The organism is Amycolatopsis dongchuanensis, assembly GCF_039542405.1.
In the GTDB taxonomy this organism is placed as follows: Bacteria; Actinomycetota; Actinomycetes; order Mycobacteriales; family Pseudonocardiaceae; genus Amycolatopsis_E; species Amycolatopsis_E sacchari.
On the sequence record NZ_BAABIB010000035.1, the window covers coordinates 1 to 24,266 of the forward strand.

The following is a 24,266-nucleotide window of genomic DNA, read 5'->3' on the forward strand; positions in this document are numbered from 1 at the left end:
AGCCGATGAACGTGGTCCAGAAGTGGAGCTTGCCCAGCTTCTCGTCCAGCATCCGGCCGGTGATCTTCGGGAACCAGAAGTAGATCCCGGCGAAGGTCGCGAACACGATCGTGCCGTAGAGCACGTAGTGGAAGTGCGCCACCACGAAGTAGCTGTCCGACACGTGGAAGTCGATCGCGGGCGCCGCCAGCAGGATGCCGGTCAGGCCACCGAAGAGGAACGTGACCAGGAAGCCGATCGAGAAGATCATCGGCGTCTCGAAGGTCAGGTGCCCCTTCCACATCGTGCCGATCCAGTTGAAGAACTTCACACCGGTCGGCACCGCGATCAGGAAGGTCATGAAGGAGAAGAAGGGCAGCAGCACCGCGCCGGTGGCGTACATGTGGTGCGCCCACACCGCGACCGACAGCGCCGCGATGCCCAGCGTCGCCCAGACCAGGCCCTTGTAACCGAAGATCGGCTTGCGGGAGAAGACCGGGAAGATCTCCGACACGATGCCGAAGAACGGCAGCGCGACGATGTACACCTCGGGGTGGCCGAAGAACCAGAACAGGTGCTGCCACAGGATCACGCCGCCGTTGGCGGGGTCGAACACGTGGGCCCCGATGTGCCGGTCGGCCAGCAGGCCCATCAGCGCGGCGGTCAGGATCGGGAACGCGATCAGCACCAGCAGCGACGTGACCAGGATGTTCCACGTGAAGATCGGCATCCGGTACATCGTCATGCCGGGCGCGCGCAGGCAGACGATCGTGGTGACCATGTTGACCGCACCGAGGATGGTGCCCAGACCGGAGACCGCGAGGCCCGCGATCCACATGTCGGCGCCGACACCGGGCGAGTGGATCGCGTCGGACAGCGGCGTGTAGGCGAACCAGCCGAAGTCGGCCGCGCCACCCGGCGTCAGGAAGCCCGACACCGCGATCGTGCTGCCGAACAGGTACAGCCAGTACGAGAACGCGTTGAGCCGCGGGAACGCGACGTCCGGCGAACCGATCTGCAGCGGCATCACGAAGTTCGCGAACCCGAACAGGATCGGGGTCGCGTACATCAGCAGCATGATCGTGCCGTGCATCGTGAACAGCTGGTTGTACTGCTCGTTCGAGAGGAACTGCTGCCCCGGACGCGCCAGCTCGGTGCGGATGAGCATCGCCATCGCGCCACCGATCATGAAGAAGGCGAACGACGTGACCAGGTACATCACGCCGATCTGCTTGTGGTCCGTCGTGCGGAACAACCGCAGCAGGAACGAACCCTTGGCCGCCTCACGCGCCGGGTACGGCCGCGTAGCGATCGGCTGCGGGGCTACGGCTGTCACTCCTGCCTCCAAGACTTGCCTCGATGTCTGTCTGCGGCCGCCGGGGCAGCCGATCGGATCGTATCCCCCGGGTCCGACAAGCCTGCGCACCGGCTGGGAAGATCACGCGATGGAAGACCCGTGGCTGACCTCGGCCGTTGCCGCGGCGGTCGCCGTCGGCCGGCGGCTCGGGCTGCCCGCCGGCGAGCCCGAGGTGCTCGCGTCCCGGTCGAACGTGCTGGTCAGGCTGGGTCCGGCGGTCGCGAGGGTGCCCGCCACGACGCTCCTCGCGTGGCCCGATCCGACCGCCAGGATGGCCCGGGACGTCGCGTTGTCGGCGTTCCTCGCGGAGCGGGACGCACCGGTCATCCCGCCCTTCGAAGACCCGGGACCACACGTCGAGCTGGGGCTTCCGGTGACGCTGTGGCGTTTCACACGTCACGAGCCCGGGGCGGTGTTCGAACCGGGCGAAGCGGCCGTTCTGCTCGCCGGGTTGCACGCCGCACTGGCGGACTTTCCGGGCGACTACAGCGATTCGGGCCCCGCGACGGATCTTCCGGCGATGCTGGCGTCCGCGGACGACCCCCGGCTGCCGGACGAGGTGGCGCGCAGCCTCGCCGCCCTGCCGGACCTGCCCGCGCAACCGCTCCACGGCGACGCCCACACCGGGAACCTCGTGCGCACCCCGGACGGTCCGAAGTGACTGGACTTCGAGGACACCTGGCGCGGGCCGGTGGCGTGGGACCTCGCGTGCCTCGCCCGTTCGGACGGCCCCGGCGCCGTGGCCGCCTATCCCGGCGAAGTCGAAGGGCTGGCCGCGTACCTGCGACTGCGTGAGCTGTACGCGGTGTGCTGGCGGTTCGTCATCGCCCGCCGGTTCCCGGACCGGTTACCCGAGGCGCGAGCCGCCGCCGACCGGTATTTCGCCTAGCGCCACCAGCCCACGATCGCCTCGGCCAGCGCGTCCGGAACCTCCAGCGGGGTGAGGTGACCGGCACCCGGCAGGACCACCAGCTCCCCCTTCGGCAGGGCGTCCGCCATCGCGCGCGCCGCGTCCGGCGGGGTCAGGCCGTCTTCCTCGCCCACGACGACGAGCGCCGGGACGTCGGCCGAAGCGAGCACGTCGAAGGAGTCCGGGCGGGCGGCCATCGCCCGTGCCGCCCACGCCACCCCGGCCGGGGGCTGCGAGCCGATCAGGTCGCGCACGGTCTCCACGACGTCGGGCCGCTCGGTGCGGGTGCGCTCGGCCAGGAGGTTCGGCAGCATCGACTCGGCGAGCCACGAGATGCCCTCGGCCTCGGCCCGCGCGGCCACGCGCTCGCGGTTCTCCGCCGCTTCGGGCGTGTCGGCGGCCGCCTTGGTGTCGATCAGCACCAAGCCGCCCACCCGTTCCGGGGCCAGGCGCAGCACGGCCATGGTCACGTAGCCGCCCATCGAGCAGCCCCCGAGCACCACGCGGTCGAGTTCGAGCTTGTCCAGCAGCGCCACGACGTCCCGTGCGGCGTCCTCGAGGCTGGGCGCGCGGTCGGTCTCGGGCAGCGCGGTGCGCCCGAGGCCCCGCTGGTCGGGGGTGATCAACCGGCCCGCGGCGGACAGGGGTGCCCGCACCGGTTGCCACATCCGGGCGTCGACGGGGAAGGCGTGCAGCAGGACGAGCGGGAGTTCCGACATGGGTCCCTATTGTGTACTGCCGTGGCCGCCGAGTTCCCCGAGATCCGCACCGAGCGGCTGCTGCTGCGCCCGCTCACGGAGGCCGACCGCGCGATCGTGGTGCGGATCCAGACCGACCCGCGCACGAACCGGTACCACCCCGAGCCGCCGGACGCCGCGGAGAGCGACGCGAAGTTCGACTCGTGGCTGGAGGACTGGGCGGTGCACGGCTTCGGCTACCTGCCCGTGCGTACACTGGCGACGGGAGAGGTGCTCGGCGTCGGCGGGCTGCAGCTGCGGACGTTCGGCGACGAGAAGATTTTGAATGTGTACTACCGGTTCCTGCCTGAGGCGTGGGGCCACGGCTACGCGACGGAGATGGCCGCGGCGGTGATCGGCTGGGCCGACCGGACGCTGCCGCGGTACCCGGTGCAGATCAGCGTGAACGTGGCGAACCAGCCGTCGATGAACGTCGCCAAGCGGCTGGGCTTCCGCACGTACCTGGAGACGCTGTACGAGGGAGCCCTCACGCGCCACCTGCGCCGGGACTAGCGCTCCCCCGCGCCGATGCCTTCGAACACGAGCGTCAGGTGGCGGCGCCAGTCATCGTCGTCCGGGTTCATGTTGGCCATGGCCCCGCGGGTGATGAGGACGAAGTCGGTGAAGGTCAGGTCGCTGCGGACGTGGCCGGCGTCGACGGCGCGCCGGATGATCCGCCGCGCGATGTCGGCGAACCGCGCCTTCTGGTCGGCGATCCCCGCCCACTCCTTCTTCTCGGGGCCGAGGATGGCGTACCGGAACGCGGCGTCCCGTGCCGCCGCCTCCAGGTAGCCGAGCAGCAGCTCCCGGAACGACGCACCGGGGTCGTCGACCTCCTCGGCGGCGCGGGCCTGCTCGGTCATCGCCGCGAACCGCAGTCCGACGATGGCGGCGAGCAGGGCCTGCTTGGTGGCGAAGTGCCGGTACAGCGTGCCCATGCCCACTCCGGCGCGCTCGGCGATCTCGTCCATCTGGACTTCGCTGCCGCGCTGCGCGAACAGCTCACTGGCGGCCGCGACGATCGCGTCACGGCTGCGTCGGGCATCGGCACGGAGGGCGCGGTCGGGGGCGGACATAACTTGAATCGTAGTTCCGCTTCCGCTACGGTTCAAATAGGAACCGGAGTTCAACTTCCGATTAGGAGAGATCATGATCGTCGTCACCACCCCCACCGGCCAGATCGGCAGCAAGCTCGTGGCCCGGCTGCTCGCCGAGGGCGAGCCTGTCCGGGTCATCGTCCGCGACGCCGCGAAACTCGGCCCCGACGTGCGCGAGCGCGTCGAGGTGGTCGAGGGCTCCCACGGGGATGCGGACGTGCTGGACCGGGCACTACCCGGAGCGGATGCGCTGTTCTGGCTCGTGCCGCCCGATATGCGCGCTTCGAGCGCCGAGGCGCACTACCTGGCCTTCGCCAGGGCGGGCGCGGACGCGGTTCGCCGACACGGCGTCGGCCACGTCGTCGGAGTCACCAGCGCCGGACACGGCTGGCCGAAGCCCGCCGGGCTGTTGTCGGCCGCGTTCGCGATGGACGCCGAGTTCGAGCGGACGGGTGTGGCGTACCGGGCGCTCAGCATGCCGTTCTACATGGAAAACCTGGAGCGCGATCTCGGGGCGATCCGCGAGCGGGGAGAGTTCTCCCTGCCCTACGCACCGGACCGGCCGCTGGCCATGATCGCCACGCGCGACATCGCCAGCACGGCGGCCGGGCTGCTCACGGACCGGTCGTGGACCGGGCAGGCGCACGTCCCCGTGTTCGGGCCCGACCGGCTGACTCCGAACCAGCTGGCCGACGTGATGTCCGAGGTGATGGGCCGCTCCGTCGCCTACCACCAGACGAGCCACGAGGACTTCGTCACAGGACTGACCGCGGCCGGCTTCAGCACGCAGGCGATCCAGGACATGGTCGAAATGCACGACGCCCAGAACGACGGCCTGTACGAGGCCGACTGGGCAGCGGCGACCCCCACCGAGACCGACTTCCGCACCTGGTTCAAGGAAGCAGTCGCGGCGTAGCGGCCTTCACCACCCAAGCAACCGGCACCGCCGCGGGTTCTGAGGCGGTTCCTCGCGAGGACAGCGCCGACGTGGTGGGAGGCACAGCCGCGAAGCGTCCATGAGGGGCGGTGGGCGGGCTGGCGGGCGGGGGGTCATGAGTCGGCGATCCCGGAGCCGAAGGCACTGCGGCGCGGCAGCGCCTCCGCCGGGGGTGGTGGTCGGGCTGGCGGGCGGGCCTCAGGTTCCGCCACCCGCACCGGCCCGCAAGCCACCTCTGAAATTAGTGTCGCCGGGTTGGCCTCCGGCGGGTGCGGGCGCGCCAGCAGGCCTGGTGCCAATGCCTGCGGTCGGCCACCGAGCCGGTCTCGTCCGCGGGCCAGGCCACCACGTGTGCGACGCCGACGTGGATCTCGTGGTCGCACCCCGGGCAGCGGTACACCTTGCTCGCCTGGTTGCCGGGCACCGTCCGCACGAGCCAGTCGCCGTCCGGCCCCGATTCCGAACGCGCCCAGCCCGTGGCCGCCCCGAGTGGGACGGGGCGGCCACGGTCGGGTCGGTTGCGGCGGGGCATACCTCCAAGTTATCTGGTGCGCTTGAAGGTCAGCGCGACGACGAAGCTCAGCGCGGCGATCACCGCGGAGGCGACGAACGCGTGCGTCATGCCGGTGACCAGGACCTCGTGCGCCGAACCGGTCGCGTGCCGCGTCGTGGTGCCGAAGATCGTGACGAGGATCGCCAGGCCGACCGTGGCGCCGATCTGCTGCATGGTCTGCAGCACGCCGCCCGCCGCACCCGCGTCCCGCGGGGGCACCGTGCCCATGATGATCACGTTGAGCGGCGAGAAGGCCAGCCCCATGCCGAGGCCCATCAGCAGCATCGGCAGGAACAGCAGCGGGAAGTACCCGGTGGTCGTCGTGAGCTGGGTCAGCAGCGCGAGCCCGGACGCCATCAGCGTGGTGCCGACGAGCGCGACCGGCTTCGGGCCGAACCTGGGCAGCAGCCGCGGGATGAGCCTGCTCGTGCCGAACACCAGCAGCGCCATCGGCAGGAACGCGAACCCGGTCGCGAGCGCGCCGTAGCCGTGCACCTCCTGCAGGTACTGCGCGAGGAAGAAGAACATCGACATGCCGGCCATCGGCCCGAGGAAGAAGTTCGCGTACGCCGCCGCGCGGTTGCGGTCGGCGAACAGGCGCAGCGGCAGCAGCGGCTGGGCGGTGCGGACCTCGATCGCGAAGAAGGCCGCGAGCAGGACGACACCGACACCGAGGGCGAGCAACGTCGTCGAATCGCCCCAGCCGTCCGTGGCGGCGCGGATGAAGCCGTAGACGAGCGCGGCCACGCCGCCGGTCGCGGTGATCGCGCCGGGCAGGTCGAGCTTCGCCGGGTGCCGCTCCGGTTCCCGCAGGTAGCGGGCGGCGAGCGCCACGGCGGCGACGCCGAACGGGACGTTGATGAACAGCACCGCGCGCCACGACAGCCATTCGGTGAGCAGGCCGCCGAGGATGAGGCCGACCGCGAACCCGGCACTGGCCATGCCGGAGAACAGGGCCAGCGCCCGCAGCCGGGCCTTCGGCTCGGTGAACGTGGTGGTCAGCAGCGCGAGCGTGCTGGGCCCCGCGGCCGCGGCGCCGAGCCCCTGCACGACGCGGGCGACGAGCAGCCACGTCGCGGAGTCGGCGAACCCGCCGGCGAGCGAGGCGAGTGTGAACAGGGTCAGCCCGCCGAGGAAGACCCGGCGGCGGCCGAACAGGTCCCCGGCGCGGCCGCCGAGCAGCAGCAGGCCGCCGAAGACGAGGGTGTACGCGTTGATCACCCACGACAGGCCGGTGGCGCTGAAGTGCAGGTCGGACTGGATGCGCGGCAGCGCCACGTTCATCACCGTGGCGTCGAGGACGATCATCAGCTGACAGGTGAGCAGGGTGGCCAGGACGATGCCGGGCCGGTGCGCCCGGACCTCCCGGGCGAGCGCCGGAGCGGTCGCGGACAGCGTTCTTTCAGTCAAGAAGTGCTCCATCGGATGCGCGAAAACAAGCGGACGAACTCTCCGCTTCTCAGGAGCTATCATATGGAGGTTGTCTCCGGTTTCGCAACCGGATTCGGAGATCGCGTCCGCTTTTTTCGAAGGAGGGCCCGTGGCATCACCGACGACACCACGGCCGATGCGTGCCGACGCCCGGCGCAACTACGAGCGGCTCGTCGAGGTCGCGCGCCAGGTCTTCGCCGAGCTGGGCCCCGAAGCGCCGCTGGACGACATCGCCCGCCGCGCCGGTGTGGGTCCCGGGACGCTCTACCGGCACTTCCCCAACCGCGAGGCGCTGATCGCGGCGGTGTACCGGGCGGACATCGAGAACCTGGCAAGGCAGGCGCACGAGCTGGCGGAGCGCTACGAGCCGGGTGAGGCGCTGGCCAGGTGGCTGCGCGTGCACGTGGACTTCGGCGTCCGCAAGCGGGCGCTGGCGGGCGCGCTCAAGGCGGCGATGGACCGGGATTCCGAGGTGTTCGCCGCGTGCAAGGTCGAGCTCAACGCCGCGGCCGAGATGCTGGTGTGGGCCGCGCAGCAGGCCGGTGCCGTCCGGTGGGACATCGAGCCGAGGGACGTGCTGCTCATGGCGCACGGGATCGGTGTCGCGTCGGAGAAGACGCCGGAGACGGCGGACCGCCTGCTCCAGGTGATGCTCGACGGCCTGCGGGGGAGCTGATCCCGGGCGCGCGCCCGGGGGGGCGGTGGCTGCCGGGCGGTGGTTGCGGGGTGCGGGCCGGAACGGCGGTGGCTGCCGGGCGGTGACTGCGGTGACTGCGGTGGCTGCCAGGCGGCGGCCGCAGGGTGGCGAGCGGCCGCGGGGCAGTGGCTGGTGACCCGGCCGGGAGGCGGCCGGGACGACGGTGGCTGCGGGGCGCTGGCCGGAACGGCGGTCGCTGCGGTGCGGACGCGGACGGTGCAGCCGGGCAGCGGCTGCGGGGCTGCGGTGGCTGCCAGGCGGCAGGACAGCGGTGGCTGCTCGTGGCGGCCGGTGGCGACTCGCCACCCTCTCTGGGGGCGGGAGCGACAGCGGAGCCGCCTCGGCGGGGCGGTGGATCGTCGCGACGGGGCGCGGCCGCCGGGGTGCGTGGCCGCGCGGGCCGCGACGCCAAGCCCACCTCCGACCATCGCCCTCCGGCCATCGCCCTGCCGGCCCCGCTCCGGTGACCGCTACTCCCGGTGTGCCACCACCAGCGGCACCAGCTGCTCCGCCGGCGTGAGTGACCCGTGCTGCCCGATCAGCGCGGACTCGATCGGCTCGGCGCGGCGGCGTAGCAGGCCGAAGCGGTCCCGCGCCGCCACGACGACGTCGCCGATCCTCGGGCGCACGCGGTCGCTCACGCGCGGGCCGAACCAGCCCGCCTCGATCGCCTCCTCGCGGGTTGCCACCCACGCGTGTTCGCCCAGCTCCGCGCCCCACGTGGCGAGCACGTCGGACAGGGCGCCCGGCCGCGCGTACACGTGCCGCGCCCGCACCTCACCCGCCACCACGCGTACGCCGTCCATCAAGCCAGGAGTCGCGTCGAGGTCGAGCGCCGTCGCGTCGACCGCCACCATCCCGTGGTCGGCCACCACCGCCAGCAGCGCCCCCGGCGGCAGATCGTCCACAATGGACTCCACCAGCCGGTCCACCTGCCGCAGCTGCATGCGCCACGCCGGCGTCCCCGGACCGTACAGATGACCGAGCTGGTCGAGCTGGCTGTGGTAGGCGTAGCAGAACCCGGGCGCCGCCAGCGCCCGCTGCACCGACGCCGCGAGATCGCCGAGCGCGTGCACGCCCACGTACTCCCCGCCCCGCTGCACCGCCGCCGTCAACGAGGACTTCGCGAACTGCGCGTCCGACACCACGCACGCGTGCACTCCCGCCGCCGCCGAACGCATGAACGTCGTCGGCAGCGGCTGGACCTCTTCCGGGCGCAGCCGCTCCCGCAGGTCCGGACCACCGGGGTGCTCCCGCCAGCGCAACGCGTTCAGCACCGCGACGCCGGGCACCTCGAAGGTGTAGCCGGTCAGCCCGTGCTCGCCCGACTGCACGCCGGTGCCGATGGCCGCCAGCCCGCCCGCCGTCGTCGACGGGAAGCCGACCGTCAGCGGGCGCCGGGGCAGCGACGCCAGCACGGGGGCATCGGCCGCGTGGGTCTCCAGCAGCTCCCAGCCCAGCCCGTCGACGAGCAGCACGCAGGCGGCGGAGCACGGCGGCAGGCCGAGGGAGTTCTCGAACCCGGGAACCCCGAGCACCGCGAGCGCGGAGGGCACGACCTCGGCCAGGTGCGGGGTGCTTCCCGCCGTCGGCAGATCCACGCGGCCCAGCTTGGCAGGGACTACCCCACCTCCGCATGTCCAGCTGATAATGGGGCCATGCCGACCTACGCCTACCGCTGCCGCGAGTGCACGGAGACCTTCGAGGTCAACCGCCCGATGAGCGAATCCGCGGCGCCCGCGACCTGCCCGGAAGGGCACGCCGACACGGTCAAACTGCTCACCACCGTGGCGCTGACGGGTGCCGCCGGAGCACCGGCCACCGGCGGCTGCTGCGGCGGAGCCTGCGGCTGCGCCAACTGAACGGGGTCACTCCTCGCCGCCCTGCCCGCAAAGGCACGCCGACACAGCCGAACTCCACCGTGGCGCTGACCGGCGCCGCCGGAGCCTGGCCACCAGCGCCTGCCGCGGCTGCGCCAACTGAACGGGGGTCACTCCTTGCCGCCCTGCCCGCAAAGGCACGCCGACACAGCCGAACTCCGCCACGGCGCTGACCGGCGCCGCCGGAGCCTGGCCACCAGCGCCCGCCGCGGCTGCGCCAACTGAACGGGGGTCACTCCTCGCCGCCCTGCCCGCAAAGGCACGCCGACACAGCCGACCTCCACCGTGACGCTGACCGGCGCCGCCGGAGCCTGGCCACCAGCGCCCGCCGCGGCTGCGCCAACTGAACGGCGTCACTCCTCGCCGAAGTTGTGCTCCACCAGGTCCCGCACGGTCCGCAGCGCCTCGGCCGCCTGTGCGCCCCGCGCCCGCACCTCGATCCGGTCGCCCTTGCGCGCGCCGAGCGACATCAGCGCCAGCACGCTGTGCGCGTCGGCTTCCTGCTCGCCGAGCACGACGCTGACGTCCGCCTCGATGCCCGCCAGGCTGCGCGCCAGCACGGCCGCGGGCCGCGCGTGCAGGCCGACCTCGTTGTGCAGCACCAGTTCCACGCGGTCGGCGCCGGTACCAGCCGTCGCCTGCGGGGCGTCCGGTGCGCCGGCGGCCGCCGCGGCGGACAGCACGTCCGCCCGGCTCGCCCCGCCCTGCGCCGCGACCGCGGCGGCGACGGTGCCCTCGACGAAGGGTGCGTCGACGACTACGGCGGCCTCCGGGTCGGCCAGCGACTCGACCGCCAGCTCGGCGGTCATCTGCGCGCTGCCCAGGTCGTAGAGCAGCACGACCCCTGCCCCGCCGTCGGCGCGCTGCATCGCCGCGACCACCTTGTCGTAGTCCGTGCCGATGCCACCGCCCTCGAGGCCGCCGGCGGGCTCGATCGCCACGTCGGGCGCCATCTGCCCGGCGACCTCGGCCAGCCCTTCCGCGAGCTTCGCGCTGTGGGACACCAGCACCAGTCCGACGCGGCTCACCGGGCCGCCTCCGCGAGCGCGCGGAGCAGCAACGCCGAGGAGCGCGCGCCCGGGTCCAGGTGACCCGCGCTGCGCTCCCCCAGGTACGACGCGCGCCCCTTGCGCGCCACCAGGTCCACAGTGGACTCCGCACCCTTGGCCGCGGCATCGGCGGCCGCGGTCAGCACGGCCGCGACGTCGGCTCCTTCCACGCGGGCGGCCTCCTCGGCGGCAGCGGTGGCGGGCAGCAGCGCGTCCACCATCGTCTTGTCGCCCTCCACGGCTTTTCCTCGCGCCTGCACCCCTTCCACAGCGGCACGCAGCGCTTCCGCGACCGCTGCGGCGTCCAGTTCGGACACCGCGCCGACCTTGGTGGCGGCCCGCAGGAAAGCGGTTCCGTACAACGGCCCGGCGGCACCGCCCACCTTCGAGATCAGCGTGGTCGCGGCGAGTTTGAGCACCGCGCCCGGCGTGTCCGGCACTGCCGAGTCCAGTGCGGACACGATGGCCGCGAAACCGCGGTTGAGGTTCTCGCCGTGGTCGGCGTCGCCGATGGCCCTGTCGAGTTCGATCAGTTCCACCCGGTGCTCGGCGATGGCGCTCGCGGCGGCGCGCAGCGCATCCGCGACCCCGTTCGCGGTGCAACTCATGTCAGGCCCTCCAACGCAGTGCGGCGGTTTCGACGGGAGCATCCCACAGCTCCGCCAGTTCATCGTCCAGTTTGAGCAGTGTCAGGCTGATGCCCTGCATCTCCAGGCTCGTGATGTACGGGCCGACGAGCCGCCGCGCCACGGTGATCCCGCGCTCGGCCAGCAGCCGTTCCGCGATGCCGTGCGCGAGGTACAGCTCCAGCTGCGGCGTCCCGCCCATCGAGTTGGTGAACAGCAGCACCCGGTCCCCACTGGTGAACGGCAGGTCCTCCACGACGGCGTCGACCATCCTGGCCACCAGCGCGTCGGCCGGTTCGAGCTTGATCCGCTCGCGGCCGGGCTCGCCGTGGATGCCGATGCCGAACTCGATCTCGTCGTCGGCCAGCTCGAAGCTCGGCTCTCCCGCGTGCGGGACGGTGGGCGCGGTGAGCGCGACGCCGATCGAGCGCACCTGCCCGATCACCTTGCGCGCCAACGCTTCCACGGCGTCCAGCGAGTCCCCTCTCTCGGCCGCGGCACCCGTGATCTTCTCCAGCAGCACCGTGCCACCGACGCCGCGCCGCCCCGCGGTGAACGTCGAATCCGCCACGGCCACGTCGTCGTCGATCACGACGCTGCGCACGTCCAGCCCCTCGGCGGCGGCCAGCTCGCCGGCGGTCTCGAAGTTGAGCACGTCGCCGGTGTAGTTCTTGACGATCAGCAGGGCGCCGGCCTCGCCGGTGGTCGCGGTGACGGCGGCCTGCACGGCGTCCGGCGTCGGCGAGGTGAACACCGCACCCGGCACGGCGGCGTCGAGCATCCCCGGCCCGACGAACCCGGCGTGCAGCGGCTCGTGCCCGGAGCCACCGCCCGAGATGATCGCGACCTTGCCCGCCACGGGGGCGTCGGCTCGGACCACCACGTCCGGTTCGTACTGCACGCGCACGAGGTCCGCGTGCGCCGCGGCGAACCCGCGCAGGGATTCGGTGACCACGTCCGCCGGATCGTTGATGATCTTTTTCATGCCCGCCTCCGTTGGCTCTCGATCTCCCGCCCCCTGTCTACCTCCCGGAGGGCTCCGGCGCTACGCGCGCGGGAGTTTCGCCAGCAGGGCCTTCACGACGGTGAGCGCCTTGCCGCAGGCGTCGTCGTTCGCGGCGTCGTCGTGGAAGTTGTTGTACTCGAAGGACACGACCTCGCCCTCGCCGTCGGCGGTGGGGCGGTGCAGCCAGTCGATCGAGCAGGTCTTGCCCGAACCGCTGCGGAGTTCCTGGACGCCGGTGAGCCCGCCGCCGAGGTCCACCTGGGTCTCGCCCTCGCCCACGGTCGGCACGCGCTTCTCGTCGTAGTCGAGGTAGCCGGTCGCCGCGCCGCCGTTCCAGGAACAGCCGTGCATGCCGTAGGGCGTGGGATCGGACCCGCGGCCGAGGACGTTCGTGATGGTCGTTTCGTCGAGGATCGTGCAGAAGTCGACGTCGATCAGCGAACCGGCGGGTTTCGACAGCTTCGCCGGGGAGCTGTGCAGGCGCCGCACCACGTTCCGCAGGGCGAGCTGCCCCGCGCCGCACGGGTCGCCACCCTGGTAGGAGACGTCGAGGTTGACGCCGTAGCCGGGGCTGCGCGAGGTCACGGCCGTGACGGAACACGACTTGCCGTCCGGACCGCGGACCAGCAGCGGCAGCCCCTCGACGGTCCCGGTCGCCGCCCCGGGGTTGATGGTGATGTCGTCCAGCTTCAGGTTCAGCCTGACGTTCTTGCCCCCGACGTCGGTCAGCTCGACGGCGCACTCCCCGAGCGAGGAGGAGTCCGGCGCGTCGCCGCGCGGAGTGCCGACGTCGGCGAGGGTGGAGCTGTCGAGCAGCGCACATGGGTCGACGGTGCGCAGCGCCGCGAGCGATACGGCGGGGTCGGCGACCGGGCTGTCGGGCGCGGCCGAGGCGGTGACGGTGGTGCGCGGGAAGTTCTGCTTGCTCAGGTCCGGACCTCCGCACGCGGTGGTCAGCAGCGCCCCCAGCAGGACGGGGACGAAAAGACGGGGCCGGGCGGAACGGGCAGGCAGACGCACGCCTGCACCGTAACCGCCCGGCCCCGCCGGGTCGCACCGAACCGCGTCATTCGCCCGCGGGCGGCTCCTCGGGCACGCGCAGCGGCCGCACCAGCGCCCACAGCACGAACAGCGCCGTGAAGACCAGCATGCCGATGCCGCCCCACAGGTTGATGTTGATGCCACCGGACTTCGCGATGTCCGCGTCGTCGGTGAACCCGATGCCCATGATCGTCAGCACGATGCCGTACACGCCGGTCAGCAGGGCGATGACCAGCCGGATGTCGAACGCGCCCGCCCGGCGCGTCCGGTTCGGAGTGGGGGTTGCCATGGCTGTCGTCCTCCTAGAACGCGATGTTCAGCACGATGGTGATGACGGCGGCGATACCGGCCAGCAGCACCGGCTTGCGGTACCAGCCCGCGTCCTCGCCCGTGGTCTCGTGCTTGAGCGTGTCGCGCGGCGTCAGCGAGTACACCAGGCCGACCAGCTCCTCCTCGGGCTTGGGCTTGGTGACCATGGTGACCCCGACGCTGACGACGATGTCGACCACGAAGGCCGCGATCGCCGCGACGAAGCTCGTGCCCTGGCCGGGCAGGTCGAGCACACCCATCTCGCTCAGCACGAAGATCACGATCGCGGCGAGCGTGCCGAACACCAGACCGGACCAGCCCGCGGCCTTCGTCATGCGCTTCCAGAACATCCCGAGGATGAACGTGGCGAACAGCGGCGCGTTGAAGAAGGAGAACAGCGTCTGCAGGTAGTCCATCAGGTTCGAGTAGGTCGAAGCGATGGCGGCGGTGCCGATCGCCAGGAGCGTGGCGATCACGGTGACGACGCGGCCCGTCGTGAGGTAGTACGCGTCGGGCCGGTTCTTCTTGATGTAGGTCTGGAAGATGTCGTAGGTGAACACCGTGTTGAACGAGCTGAGGTTCGCCGCCATCCCGGCCATGAACGAGGCCAGCAGACCGGCGATCGCGACACCGAGGATGCCGTTCGGCAGCACGTCCCGCATGAGCAGGAGCAGCGCGTCGTTGAACTTCGCGCCGCTGGGCGCGGCCTTGCCGTCGAGCAGGGCCTGCTTGTTGTCGCCCATGAGCTCGGTGACGGTGACCGCGGCGATCATGCCGGGGATGATCACGATGAACGGGATGAACATCTTCGGGAACGCGCCGATGATCGGTGTGCGGCGCGCGGCCGACATGCTCTTCGACGCCATCGCGCGCTGGACCTCGACGAAGTTCGTGGTCCAGTAACCGAACGAGAGCACGAAGCCGAGACCGAACACCAGGCCGAGCACCGACAGGAAGTTGCTGCCGAAACCGGTCAGCTGGTTACCGGGCCAGGAGTGCAGCTGCGGCGTGCCGCCGGGGCCCGCGCCGACCTTGTCCATCAGGCCGCTCCAGCCGCCGACCTTGTACAGGCCGACGATCGTGAGCGGGATCAGGGCGGCGAGGATGACGAAGAACTGCAGCACCTCGTTGTAGATGGCGGCCGAGAGACCACCCAGCGCGGTGTAGACCAGCACGATCAGCGCGGCGACGATGATCGAGACCCAGATGCTCCAGCCGAGCAGCAGGTTCACGACGCTCGCCAGCAGGTACAGGTTCGCACCCGCGATGAGGATCTGGGCCAGCGCGAAGCTCACGCCGTTGACCAGGTGGGCCGTCGGACCGAAGCGGCGGAGCATGAACTCCGGGACGCTGCGGACCTTGGAGCCGTAGTAGAAGGGCATCATCACGACGCCGAGGAACAGCATCGCCGGGATGGCGCCGATCCAGAAGTAGTGCGCGGTCGGCAGACCGTACTGGGCGCCGTTCGCCGACATGCCCATGACCTCGATGGCGCCGAGGTTCGCGGAGATGAAGGCGAGACCGGTGACCCAGGCCGGCAGGGAACGCCCGGAGAGGAAGAAGTCGAGGCTGGTCGAAACCTGCCTCCGGGCCAGGTAGCCGATGCCGAGCACCAGCACGAAGTAGAACGCGAGCAACACGTAGTCGATCGCGCTCGCATCAAGTCGCAGGTTCGCTGCGGCTAGGACATGCACCGGTGCACCTCCACGAGTCAACACCATTCAACAAGAAACACCAGGATCAAGCTGACGAGCGCACATTACTACCTGGGCTTCCGACATGTGAACTTCGCCGGTGCGCGTTGACCATGTTGAGACCGACGCTGTGAGCAGCCAACCGCGTCGAGTGAGGATCGGCAACTCGAGAGCGCCGCGCGAGTACGATCAGAGGCCTTCCGGCAAGGAGGTGTCCCGTGGACGGCGCCGAGAAGTTCACCGAGGAAGAGCTGGCGTTTCTCCGTTACGCGCGCTTCGGAGAGCTACCGCCCCGGCCGCGTCGGGAGGACCTCGTGGAGACGCAGGAGACGGAGCAGCCGTGGCTGCCCACCCGGCCGCGTTTCGACCCGGGGCCGGAAATCCCTACGCAGTGGTGCTGAGGGCGTTGCGCTTGCGGCTCATGAAGGGGCGCTCGAACCAGCGGTAGCTGACCGCGGCGAGTCCCAGGCTGACGAGGACGACGGCCACGGCCAGCCCGGCCAGCAGCACCATGCTGGGTTCCTCGGGCAGCAGGCGCTTGCCCAGTTCCAGCACGGGGCGGTGTCCGACGTAGACGCCGTAGGAGATCAGCCCGACCCACGCCAGCGGCCGCCACGACAACGGCCGCGACCCGCCCAGCGCGACGAGCACGATCGCGCCGGTGAGCGCGGCGATCAGCGAATACCCCCAGATCCAGGCCAGCTGCCGCGGGAACGCGATCGGGAAATGCAGGTTGCCCGTGATCGGACCCTCCCGGCGCAACACCCCGACCAGCTCCACCACGCAGATGACGGCCGTCAGCCCGGCGACCACCCACAGGACCCGGGCCGGGCGCGGCAGGCGCGCCCGCACCTCGGGCAGCGCGGTCAACGCCCCGATCGCGAACGCGTCCAGGTACGTCGTGGGCAGCTCGTACGTCGCGATCACCCGCTGATCCGGGCCGAACCCGACCATCGCCAGCCACACCAGCACCCGCACCACCGGCCCGCCCATGGCGAGCGCGACGAGCACGCGGGTGAACCAGCGCCGCGGCAGCAGCAACGCCAGCGCCGCCCACACCAGGTACAGCTGCACCTCCACCCCCAGCGACCACAAGTGGTCGTAGAGGTTGTTGTCGACATACCCGGCCGTGACCGGGCGGAAGTCGTAGGTCCAGGTCCACAGGAACGGCAGATCCCCCGCCAGGTTCTTCGGCCCGTGCTTCACCACCGCGAGCACCGTCAGCGCCACACACGCCAGCAGGTACAAAGGGGCCAACCGCAGGGCGCGATTGCGCAGGAAATTCCCGAGGTCGGTGCTTCTGTTCCCGGTGCGGCGCTCCAGCAGGATGCGCGTGATGAAATGCCCGCTCAGCACGAAGAACACCGGCACCCCGAGCCAGCCGAACGGCAGCACCCCGGTGTGGAACGCCACCACGGCCAGCACCGCGAGCCCCCGAAGTCCGTCCAGCGCAAGGGAATGCCCGGCCCGCCGCGTCGGGCGAGCCACCGACGACGACAACCCCCAGGAGATCGTCATGCCTGCTGATCGATCCCCGGGCGCGCGGTGTTACGAGGTTTTTACGCAGATCCGAATTGTCCTGTTATCGGTTTTGGTCGAATGACAGTAGGGGGTAGGCCGTTTGGCGTAATCGCTGGTTGAGGGAGAAGGGGCTTGAAACGCCGCAACAACTCGCGATCGAAACACCTAGTCATCGCGGCCAGGACGATCCCGGTTCAGCGTCCCGGTTCAGCTCATGCCTGAATGCCACCTCGGCAGCGCTGTGGCCAGACCGGCAATCCCCGGGCGTTCTCGTGGAGGAACGAAAGGCGATGACCGATAACGGGCAGCGGGGCGGCAAGTGGTACTTAGTGACGATCCCGCACCGTTCTCAGGACTGGCCGCTGCCGGCCGCCGAGCGCAGTTCCTCGATGAATTCCACGACCGCCCTCGCGTTCATCAGCCGGAGCCTGATCGGCGGACCGTTCGTCACCTTGATCTCCAGTTCGCCGTGGCTCGGTGCCTTCACCGACCGCACCTGCGACCACGGGAACTCCCCACCCTCGCCGTACCGCGGGTTGTGCACCAGCCCGGCGGGCGTCACGACGAGACCGCCCTTGTCGAACTGGACGCTCCCCTCCGTGTGCAGCGCCTCTTCGAGATCGACCTGGATGGCGGGGATGATCCGGTCGTCGATCTCCTCGAACAGCCGCGCCATCCGCCGCACGTGCTGCAGGTCGATCGGGGCGCCCGGGACCCAGATCGTGCCCCGCTCGTAGGTGCGGGTGGTCCTGGTCTGCCCGGCCCCCAGCCGCTCGTCCCGGTAGCTCTCCGGGACGTACTCGGTGGCGCGGACGTCGTCCCAGTGGACGATGCGCCCCGGCCCGGCCTCGCCAGCGAGGAGCAGACCCTCCTCGTACACCAGCACGGCCTGCAGGCCCTGGACCGGCACCAACCGCCCGTACGCGATCCCGGCCGCGATCGCCACGACGACGGCCACCGCCAGCGGCCACCACGTGCCGACGCCCACCCCGACGGCCATGCCGATGGCCAGCGCCGCACCGCCGAGCCACGCCTGCATCGCCAGCGGCACCGGCCGGTACCGCCGGTGCACCGCGAGCCTTTTCCCCAGTCCGGCCTTCGTGGCCGCCGCCTCGTAGTCGTCCGGTCTGCTCATGCCCAACTCCCCAAGTCGCACAAACGATCATGACCCTAACCGATCTTGAGGAGGTCAGCGCCGAAGCGACCGGAAACAATTCGGACGCGATCGATCGCGCGGGCCCGAAGGCGGCAATTCTGCCGTCAGAAAAGCCGGAACTCGTCGCTTTCCGTGCCGCGGAGCTTGTCGTAGTCCAGGGTCAGGCAGCGGATGCCCCGGTCCTCCGCGAGGGTGCGCGCCTGCGGCTTGATCAGCTGCGCCGCGAACACGCCCTGCACGGGCGCCAGCAGCGGGTCCCGGTTGAGCAGTTCCAGGTACCGCGTCAGCTGCTCCACCCCGTCGATCTCACCGCGGCGCTTGATCTCCACCGCGACCGTGCTGCCCGAGGCGTCACGGCAGAGGATGTCGACCGGGCCGATCGCCGTGGGGTACTCGCGGCGGATGAGCGAGTAGCCCTCCCCCAGCGTGGTGATGTGCTCGGCCAGCAGCTCCTGCAGGTGCGCCTCCACGCCGTCCTTCACCAGACCGGGCTCGGCGCCGAGGTCCTGCTTCAGCTCGTGCAGGCGCTCCTCGATCGTGATCACGAGCTTCTCGCCCGCCTTGTTCTGCACCGTCCAGATGTCGCCGTCCTCGATGAGCCAGCACGGCGGGCTCATCCAGTTCAGCGGCTTGTAGGCCCGGTCGTCCGAGTGGATGGAAACCGAGCCGTCGGCCTTGATGAGCAGCAGCCGGGTGGCCATCGGCAGGTGGGCGGTCAGGCGGCCGGCGTAGTCGACCTGGCAACGAGCGATGACGAGGCGCACCCGAGGAGGGTAGAAGACGCCTTGGGCACACTGTTCGGGTGGATCCCATTCGACAGCTGAGCTCCCGCGAGGTGTACCGCAACAACTGGATGACCGTGCGCGAAGACGCCATCCGCCGCCCCGACGGCTCCGACGGCATCTACGGCGTCGTCGACAAGCCGCGGTACGCGCTGGTCATCCCCCTCGACGGCGACCGGCTGCACCTCGTCGAGCAGTTCCGCTACCCCGTCGGGCTGCGCCGCTGGGAGTTCCCGCAGGGCACGGCACCCGACCTCGCCGAGGTCGACCCCCTCGAACTCGCCGCACGCGAACTGCGTGAGGAGACCGGGCTGATCGCGGGCAAGCTGGAGGACCTCGGCCTGCTCGACGTCGCACCCGGCATGTCGAGCCAGCGCGGCCGCGTCTACCTCGCCACCGACCTCACCGAAGGCCCGCACGAACGCGAGCACGAGGAACAGGACATGCGCACGGCCTGGTTCACTCGCGCCGAGTTCGAACAGCTCGTGAAGCGCGGCGAGATCACCGACGCGCAGTCCATCGCGGCGTACGCCCTGTTGCTGCTCCGCGAGCGGGAACGGTGATTTCTCCGCAGCGCAACGCCCAGGCAACACCGCGGTCCTAGCGTTCGGGAATTCGCCCCCTCCCCCGTTCCGGAGGCACCGGATGACCGAACTGACCGCCCGTCCCGTCGCCGTCGCCGAACCCGCCCCGCACCACGGCCGCCTCGCGGCGGGCGCGCTGGGGCTGCCCTCCGTCCTGTTCTGCATCGTCACCGGCGCCGCGCCGCTGACGGCGATGCTGTTCAACGTGCCCGTCGCCGTGCAGGGCGGCGGCTACGCGGCCCCCGCCGCGTTCCTGCTCGCGACCGTCGCGCTGACGGTGTTCTCCGTCGGCTACATCGCGATGAGCCGCCGCGTGACGTCCGCCGGCGGGTTCTACACGTTCGTCACCCGCGGGCTCGGCCGCGTCGTCGGCGTGGGCTCCGGGGTGCTGATCGCCTTGTGCTACATCGTGTTCGCCGCCTCGGTGATCGGCGTGATGGGGTACTTCGCCGCCACCGGGGTCGAATCGTGGACCGGCGTGCGCATTCCCGCGTGGGGTTACATGATCGCCGGGCTGGCGGTGATGACGCTGCTCGCGTGGTTCCACATCGAGCTCACGTCCAAGGTGCTCGGCGTGCTGCTGATCTCCGAGGTGCTGGCGCTGCTCGTGCTCGGGATCGGCGTGCTCGTGCACGGTGGGGCGCACGGGTTTTCGGCGAAACCGTTCAACCCGGCCGAGATCTTCGGCAACGGCAGTGCGATTTCGGTGTTCGGCGGGGCCGCGGCGGGCGTGGCGTTGTTCGCCGCGTTCTGGTCCTGGGTGGGCTTCGAGATGGCACCCAACTACGCCGAGGAGTCCCGCGACCCGCACCGCATAGCCCGCTCCGCGACCTACGCCTCGGTGATCGGGCTCGGCCTCTTCTACATGTTCGTGTCGTACCTGTTCGTCTCGGGCTGGGGCCTGCCGGAGTCGGTGCAGGCGGTGAAGGACCAGTTCGAGGGCGCCTTCGCGTCGGCGTTCTTCCCGCTGGCGGACCGCTACGTCGGCACACCGCTCACGACGGTCATGCAGGTACTCGCGATCACGAGCTCCTTCGCGTGCGCCATGGCGTTCTACAACACCGGCGCGCGGTACCTGTTCTCGCTCGGCCGTGAAGGCGTGTTGCCCGCGAAGCTGGCGAAGACGTCGAAGCGGCACAGCCCCGCGACGGCGGCCATGACGGTCACGATCCTCGTGGCGTTGTGCGGGCTGGGTTTCGTGCTCTACGACCCCAGCACCGAAGGCGCGCTGCTCAAGCTCGGCACGTGGGCGCCACTGCTCGGGGTGTTCGGCATCCTCGGGGTGCAGGCGCTCGCGTCGGTCGCGATCATCCGGTACTTCCTGACGAAGGCCCGCGACGGCTTCCACTGGTGGTCCACGCTGGTGGCACCGGTGCTCGGCGGCGCGGCGATGGCCGGGGCGTGTTTCCTGCTGGTGGCGAACCGCAGCGCGCTCTCCGGCGCCGGCGACGCGTGGTTCATCCGGTTCCTGCCCGAAATCGCGGCAGGCATGTTCGCGATCGGTGTGGTGATCGCACTCGTGCTGCGCCGCCGCAAGCCGGAGGTGTACGCGGAGCTCGGCCACTTCACCTTGGCCGACAGCCCCTAACCCCAGTTCGGCTTGCGCTTCTCGAGGAAGGCGGCCATGCCCTCGCGAGCGTCGGGGGTCTGCGAAGCGGCCGCCATCACCTCGACCGCGATGGCGTACGCGTCGGCTTCCGGGCGGTCGAGCTGGGCGTACAGGGTGGTCTTGCCCAGCGCCTTGCTCGCCCGGCTGCCGCGCGTCGCCCGGCCGAGGAGCTCCGCGACGGCCTCGTCGAGCTGCTCGTCCGGGACCACGCGGTTCACCAGCCCCCAGTCGAGCGCGGTCGCTGCGTCGATCGGGTCGCCGGTGAGGGCCAGCTCCATCAACCGCTTCCGGCCGACCGCGCGCGCCACCGGCACCGCCGGGGTGTGGCAGAACCAGCCGCCCTTGCCGCCGGGCAGCGCGAAACCGGCCGATTCGGCGGCGACAGCGAGATCGCACGACGCGACGAGCTGGCAGCCCGCAGCGGTCGCGAGGCCGTGCACGCGCGCGATGACGACCTGGGGCACCGACTGGATGGTGTGCATCAGGTCCGTGCACAGCCGCAGCAGCGAGCGCACGCCTTCGAGGTCGCGCGCGGCCACGTCACCGAAGTCGTGTCCGGCGGAGAACACCGGCCCCGCCCCCGCGAGCACGATCCCGGTGGCGTCGCTCTGCCCCGCCGCCTGGAACGCCGCGTGCAGCTCACGGAGGTGCTCCTCCGACAACGAGTTCCGCCGCGCGGCCCGGTTCATCGTGATCGTGACCGTGTCGTTCTCGCGCTTGACCAGGATGTGCTCGTACTCGCCCATGCTCCCGAACTTACGTCCCGGACTCCTCGATGGGAACTCGGCTCCGCGCCTCGCCGAGCGCTCTGGCCTCCGCGAGGTGCTCCCGCGCCGACTCGACGCGACCGGACGCGGTCTCCAGCTCACCGAAGGCGAGCAGGACCTCCGCGAGGGACGCGGGTGAACCGGCCTCGCGTGTCATCGCCAGTGCTTCGCGCATCAGGGCGAGCCCCTCCTCCGCGCGGCCGCGGCGGGCGTGCAGAGACGCCAGTGCTGTGAGGGTCCGCGCGTACTGGACCGGGTCGTCCAGCTCCGCCATCGCCCTGGCGGCCGCGGTCAGCTCGGCCGCGGCCTCTTCCAGCCTGCCCAGGTCGGCGAGCACCTCCCCCGCGCGCCGGCGGCACAACGCGACCCCGCGCGGCACCCCCATGCGCGCCTGGACCCCCGCCGCGTCGCGGAAGTGGTCCAGTGCGGCGAGCAGGTCGCCGGAACCCCTCGCCGCGCGGCCGAGTTGCGACAACGCGGTCGCCATCGTCAGGTCGTGCTTCTCGGCCCGGCCGAGCCGCAACGCGAGCTCGTTCTCCGCGACGGCCTCGCGGTACCGGCCGACCTTGGCGTAGGCGAACCCGAGCTGCGACCGCAGCCGCGCCTCCGCGAGCCGGTGGCCGCACCGCTGCGCGGCGGCGATGCCCAGCTGCTGCAGCTCGATCCACTCCGCGTAGTCGCGGTGGTGGAGGAAGAACCCCCACAGCGCCTCGCAGAACTGCCAGACCAGCTCCGACCAGCCCTGACGCTCCGCCTCCAGCAGCGCGCCTCGCACCGCCGCCTGCTCCCGGTCCAGCCAGCGCCAGGCCTCGTCGGCAGACATCGGCCCGACCTCGGCGTAGAGCGGGCTCAGCCGCCAGCGGTGCGGGTGCACGCTGGCGTCGGCCCGCACCAGCGCCTTCAGGTACCACTCGACGATCGCGCGCCTGAGCGCATCGGGCTCCTGCTCCGCGCTGGCGGCGGCGTGCGCGCGAATGAGGTCGTGGAAGCAGAAGCGGCCGTGCTCGTCCTCCTCGATCAGGTTCGCGTCGAGCAACTCCTCCAGCGCGTCGTCGACCTCCTCGGGCTCGGCGCCGCTCACGTCGATCAGCATCCCGGCGTCGAAACCGCCGCCCGGGTGCAGCCCGCCGAGGCGGTACAGCCTCGCCGCTGCCGGGGAAAGGCGCACGACAGACGCGTCGAGCACCCCGCTCAGTGACGGTTCCTCCGACGACACGACACGCCGTCCGAGCGAATCCGCCTCGCGCCGCAGACTCCGTCGCGGCCGGGCGCGCAGCCGCGCGGCGACGACCGCCAGGGCGAGCGGCAACCCTCCGCACAGCATCACAAGCGTCCGAGCCGCCTCGGGTTCAGCCTCGACCCGCTCCTGTCCCACCAGTTCCGCCAGCAGCTCGACGGCCTCGTCACCGTCGAGCGGACCGACTTCGACGTAGTTCGCCAGACCGGCCAGCCGCCACCGGCTGGTCACCACGGCGATGCCACCGGCAGGCAGCAAAGGACGCACCTGCGCGGCCGAGACAGCGTTGTCGAGCAACACGGCGACAGCGCGCCCAGCCGTCAACGACCGGTACACCGCTTCGCGCTCTTCGCGCGTTTCTGGCACTTCGTCCGCCGGAACGCCCAACGCCGTGAGAAACCGGTGCAGCACCGTTTCCGGCGTTGTCGGACCTGCCGGGTCGAAAGCCGCGAGGTCCGCGTACAGCTGCCCGTCGGGATAGTCGGCGCGTACGCGGTGGAGCCAGTGGAGCGCCAGCGTCGTCTTGCCAGCGCCCGCCGGGCCGGTCAGGATCACCAGCCCCTCGCGATGGGCGTCGAGTTCGGCGAGTTCCCGCGCCCGCCCGGCGAAAACCGACGGCAGCTGCGCGAGCGTCACCTCTCCGGTCTACCTCACCCTTCGCCGGGCGGGCAAGGGCGTGCGGTGTTGTGGTAGCCGAAAACCCGGCGTTCGCGGGCGGTCACGCGGGCCATCACCTCGCTGCGCCACGGCGTGCTCGTCGCGGCGCGGTAGGCCGTTCGGTCGAACAGGCCGACGTCGTCGATCTCGTGGAACGCCAGCAGGTCCGGGCCCGAGCCCTCGACCCGCCGGTACCGCCGCACGCGGCGCCAGCCGGGGATCGCCAGCAGCAGCGGCACGTGCTCCTCGCGGTACCACGCGTCCAGCCCGCGCTCGTCGCCGCTGGACAGGGCGACCGACACGACCACCGGCGATTCCACCACGGGGGTGCCCTGGTCGTCGATCAGCTCGTACACCCGCCGGTCCAGGGTCTCCAGCCGCTCGACGACGGACTGCTCGCGGGGGCTGCGCCGCCGGATCGCCTGGTACGCCTCGCCGCGCAGCACCTCGGTGTCCAGCTCGTACCACGCCAGCCAGCCGGGGCGCCGCCCGTCGAGCGCGCGGTACCGGTAGCCGCTGCGGATGCCGGGCACCCCCACGCGCGCGGGCGCGTGCTCGGTGTCGTACCAGTCGTGGAACTCCGCCTCCGGCACCCGGCCGGGCTCGGCGAGAACGAACAGCAGTCCTTCGGTCATCGGGTACCGTCTTTC

The 24,266-nt window shown here is 71.1% G+C and carries 27 protein-coding genes; 9 read left to right on the forward strand and 18 right to left on the reverse strand.

All coding sequences use genetic code 11. The annotated features are described in order from the left end of the window. Window positions 1-1,315, reverse strand: a 1,315-nt coding sequence (locus ABFX51_RS06515) for a cbb3-type cytochrome c oxidase subunit I (RefSeq protein WP_346052750.1), incomplete at its 3' end; no start/stop codon positions are given. A 109-nt stretch (window positions 1,316-1,424) separates the two neighbouring features. On the opposite strand from ABFX51_RS06515, the gene ABFX51_RS06520 reads away from it, so the two are divergent. After that, window positions 1,425-1,997: a phosphotransferase gene (locus ABFX51_RS06520; RefSeq protein WP_346052752.1), complete on the forward strand. Its 573-nt coding sequence runs from the start codon at window positions 1,425-1,427 to the stop codon at window positions 1,995-1,997. A 30-nt stretch (window positions 1,998-2,027) separates the two neighbouring features. Continuing rightward, window positions 2,028-2,225, forward strand: coding sequence for a hypothetical protein (locus ABFX51_RS06525; protein WP_346052754.1), 198 nt, complete (start codon window positions 2,028-2,030; stop codon window positions 2,223-2,225). Here ABFX51_RS06525 and ABFX51_RS06530 read toward each other — a convergent pair. After that, window positions 2,222-2,965, reverse strand: coding sequence for an alpha/beta fold hydrolase (locus ABFX51_RS06530; RefSeq protein WP_091513852.1), 744 nt, complete (start codon window positions 2,963-2,965; stop codon window positions 2,222-2,224). The two genes, ABFX51_RS06525 and ABFX51_RS06530, sit on opposite strands and share 4 nt — an antisense overlap. Window positions 2,966-2,986: 21 nt before the next feature. On the opposite strand from ABFX51_RS06530, the gene ABFX51_RS06535 reads away from it, so the two are divergent. Then, the gene (locus ABFX51_RS06535; RefSeq protein ID WP_346052756.1) at window positions 2,987-3,496 is read left to right on the forward strand and encodes a GNAT family N-acetyltransferase; all 510 of its coding nucleotides are present in this window, start codon (window positions 2,987-2,989) and stop codon (window positions 3,494-3,496) included. Here ABFX51_RS06535 and ABFX51_RS06540 read toward each other — a convergent pair. Beyond that, the gene (locus ABFX51_RS06540; protein WP_346052758.1) at window positions 3,493-4,059 is read right to left on the reverse strand and encodes a TetR/AcrR family transcriptional regulator; all 567 of its coding nucleotides are present in this window, start codon (window positions 4,057-4,059) and stop codon (window positions 3,493-3,495) included. The genes ABFX51_RS06535 and ABFX51_RS06540 overlap by 4 nt on opposite strands. A gap of 73 nt (window positions 4,060-4,132) precedes the next feature. Between ABFX51_RS06540 and ABFX51_RS06545 the strand changes: the two genes are divergently transcribed. After that, window positions 4,133-4,996 (forward strand): NmrA family NAD(P)-binding protein, encoded by an 864-nt coding sequence (locus ABFX51_RS06545; protein WP_346052760.1) that lies wholly within the window; start codon window positions 4,133-4,135, stop codon window positions 4,994-4,996. 262 nt (window positions 4,997-5,258) lie between these two features. On the opposite strand, the gene ABFX51_RS06550 is transcribed toward ABFX51_RS06545, so the two are convergent. Together ABFX51_RS06550 and ABFX51_RS06555 are read right to left on the reverse strand one after the other, a co-directional pair. Beyond that, on the reverse strand, window positions 5,259-5,549 hold the full coding sequence (locus tag ABFX51_RS06550) for a hypothetical protein (protein ID WP_346052762.1): 291 nt from the start codon (window positions 5,547-5,549) through the stop codon (window positions 5,259-5,261). Between the two features lie 9 nt (window positions 5,550-5,558). Then, entirely contained in the window at window positions 5,559-6,980 is a 1,422-nt protein-coding gene (locus ABFX51_RS06555) for an MFS transporter (RefSeq protein ID WP_346052764.1), read from the reverse strand. A gap of 130 nt (window positions 6,981-7,110) precedes the next feature. Between ABFX51_RS06555 and ABFX51_RS06560 the strand changes: the two genes are divergently transcribed. Next, window positions 7,111-7,677 carry a TetR/AcrR family transcriptional regulator gene (locus ABFX51_RS06560; protein ID WP_245783309.1) on the forward strand — a complete coding sequence of 189 codons (567 nt, stop codon included), beginning with the start codon at window positions 7,111-7,113 and terminating at the stop codon, window positions 7,675-7,677. 491 nt (window positions 7,678-8,168) lie between these two features. On the opposite strand, the gene ABFX51_RS06565 is transcribed toward ABFX51_RS06560, so the two are convergent. Further along, entirely contained in the window at window positions 8,169-9,299 is a 1,131-nt protein-coding gene (locus ABFX51_RS06565; protein WP_091513865.1) for an alkaline phosphatase family protein, read from the reverse strand. Between the two features lie 57 nt (window positions 9,300-9,356). Here ABFX51_RS06565 and ABFX51_RS06570 point away from each other — a divergent pair, with 57 nt between their 5' ends. After that, a complete protein-coding gene (locus ABFX51_RS06570) occupies window positions 9,357-9,560 on the forward strand; it encodes an FmdB family zinc ribbon protein (protein WP_091513867.1) in 204 nt (67 codons plus the stop codon). Between the two features lie 371 nt (window positions 9,561-9,931). Here the strand turns inward: ABFX51_RS06570 and dhaM are convergent, their stop codons facing one another. Genes dhaM through ABFX51_RS06600 form a run of 6 tightly spaced genes read right to left on the reverse strand, consistent with a single transcriptional unit; the run spans window position 9,932 to window position 15,303 of the window. Further along, window positions 9,932-10,606, reverse strand: coding sequence for a dihydroxyacetone kinase phosphoryl donor subunit DhaM (gene dhaM / locus ABFX51_RS06575; protein ID WP_346052767.1), 675 nt, complete (start codon window positions 10,604-10,606; stop codon window positions 9,932-9,934). Further along, window positions 10,603-11,235 carry a dihydroxyacetone kinase subunit DhaL gene (gene dhaL / locus ABFX51_RS06580; RefSeq protein WP_346052769.1) on the reverse strand — a complete coding sequence of 211 codons (633 nt, stop codon included), beginning with the start codon at window positions 11,233-11,235 and terminating at the stop codon, window positions 10,603-10,605. Before dhaL ends, dhaM begins: the two co-directional genes overlap by 4 nt. A 1-nt stretch (window position 11,236) precedes the next feature. Next, complete coding sequence (gene dhaK / locus ABFX51_RS06585; protein WP_346052771.1) at window positions 11,237-12,238, reverse strand: dihydroxyacetone kinase subunit DhaK; 1,002 nt, start codon at window positions 12,236-12,238, stop codon at window positions 11,237-11,239. Between the two features lie 60 nt (window positions 12,239-12,298). Beyond that, on the reverse strand, window positions 12,299-13,279 hold the full coding sequence (locus ABFX51_RS06590) for a DUF3558 domain-containing protein (protein ID WP_245783310.1): 981 nt from the start codon (window positions 13,277-13,279) through the stop codon (window positions 12,299-12,301). A gap of 46 nt (window positions 13,280-13,325) precedes the next feature. Next, complete coding sequence (locus tag ABFX51_RS06595; RefSeq protein ID WP_091513876.1) at window positions 13,326-13,589, reverse strand: hypothetical protein; 264 nt, start codon at window positions 13,587-13,589, stop codon at window positions 13,326-13,328. Between the two features lie 13 nt (window positions 13,590-13,602). After that, window positions 13,603-15,303, reverse strand: coding sequence for a sodium:solute symporter family protein (locus ABFX51_RS06600; RefSeq protein WP_346052773.1), 1,701 nt, complete (start codon window positions 15,301-15,303; stop codon window positions 13,603-13,605). A 218-nt stretch (window positions 15,304-15,521) separates the two neighbouring features. Here ABFX51_RS06600 and ABFX51_RS06605 point away from each other — a divergent pair, with 218 nt between their 5' ends. Beyond that, entirely contained in the window at window positions 15,522-15,704 is a 183-nt protein-coding gene (locus ABFX51_RS06605; RefSeq protein ID WP_091513881.1) for a hypothetical protein, read from the forward strand. On the opposite strand, the gene ABFX51_RS06610 is transcribed toward ABFX51_RS06605, so the two are convergent. From ABFX51_RS06610 to nucS, 3 genes are all read right to left on the reverse strand, one after another. Then, window positions 15,688-16,821 carry an acyltransferase family protein gene (locus tag ABFX51_RS06610; protein WP_346052775.1) on the reverse strand — a complete coding sequence of 378 codons (1,134 nt, stop codon included), beginning with the start codon at window positions 16,819-16,821 and terminating at the stop codon, window positions 15,688-15,690. The two genes, ABFX51_RS06605 and ABFX51_RS06610, sit on opposite strands and share 17 nt — an antisense overlap. A 352-nt stretch (window positions 16,822-17,173) precedes the next feature. Further along, on the reverse strand, window positions 17,174-17,959 hold the full coding sequence (locus ABFX51_RS06615) for a hypothetical protein (protein ID WP_346052777.1): 786 nt from the start codon (window positions 17,957-17,959) through the stop codon (window positions 17,174-17,176). 125 nt (window positions 17,960-18,084) lie between these two features. Then, window positions 18,085-18,744: an endonuclease NucS gene (nucS, locus tag ABFX51_RS06620; protein ID WP_091513888.1), complete on the reverse strand. Its 660-nt coding sequence runs from the start codon at window positions 18,742-18,744 to the stop codon at window positions 18,085-18,087. A 47-nt stretch (window positions 18,745-18,791) separates the two neighbouring features. Between nucS and ABFX51_RS06625 the strand changes: the two genes are divergently transcribed. Continuing rightward, window positions 18,792-19,325: an NUDIX domain-containing protein gene (locus ABFX51_RS06625; RefSeq protein ID WP_218153566.1), complete on the forward strand. Its 534-nt coding sequence runs from the start codon at window positions 18,792-18,794 to the stop codon at window positions 19,323-19,325. A gap of 82 nt (window positions 19,326-19,407) precedes the next feature. Next, a complete protein-coding gene (locus ABFX51_RS06630) occupies window positions 19,408-20,934 on the forward strand; it encodes an APC family permease (RefSeq protein WP_091513893.1) in 1,527 nt (508 codons plus the stop codon). Here the strand turns inward: ABFX51_RS06630 and ABFX51_RS06635 are convergent. The 3 genes from ABFX51_RS06635 to ABFX51_RS06645 are packed head-to-tail and all read right to left on the reverse strand — an operon-like array spanning window position 20,931 to window position 24,251. After that, on the reverse strand, window positions 20,931-21,701 hold the full coding sequence (locus tag ABFX51_RS06635) for an enoyl-CoA hydratase-related protein (protein WP_091513895.1): 771 nt from the start codon (window positions 21,699-21,701) through the stop codon (window positions 20,931-20,933). The two genes, ABFX51_RS06630 and ABFX51_RS06635, sit on opposite strands and share 4 nt — an antisense overlap. Window positions 21,702-21,711: 10 nt before the next feature. Beyond that, window positions 21,712-23,595: a tetratricopeptide repeat protein gene (locus tag ABFX51_RS06640; protein ID WP_346052780.1), complete on the reverse strand. Its 1,884-nt coding sequence runs from the start codon at window positions 23,593-23,595 to the stop codon at window positions 21,712-21,714. Between the two features lie 14 nt (window positions 23,596-23,609). Next, window positions 23,610-24,251, reverse strand: a complete 642-nt coding sequence (locus ABFX51_RS06645) for a hypothetical protein (protein ID WP_346052782.1) — start codon at window positions 24,249-24,251, stop codon at window positions 23,610-23,612. Window positions 24,252-24,266 lie beyond the last annotated feature (15 nt).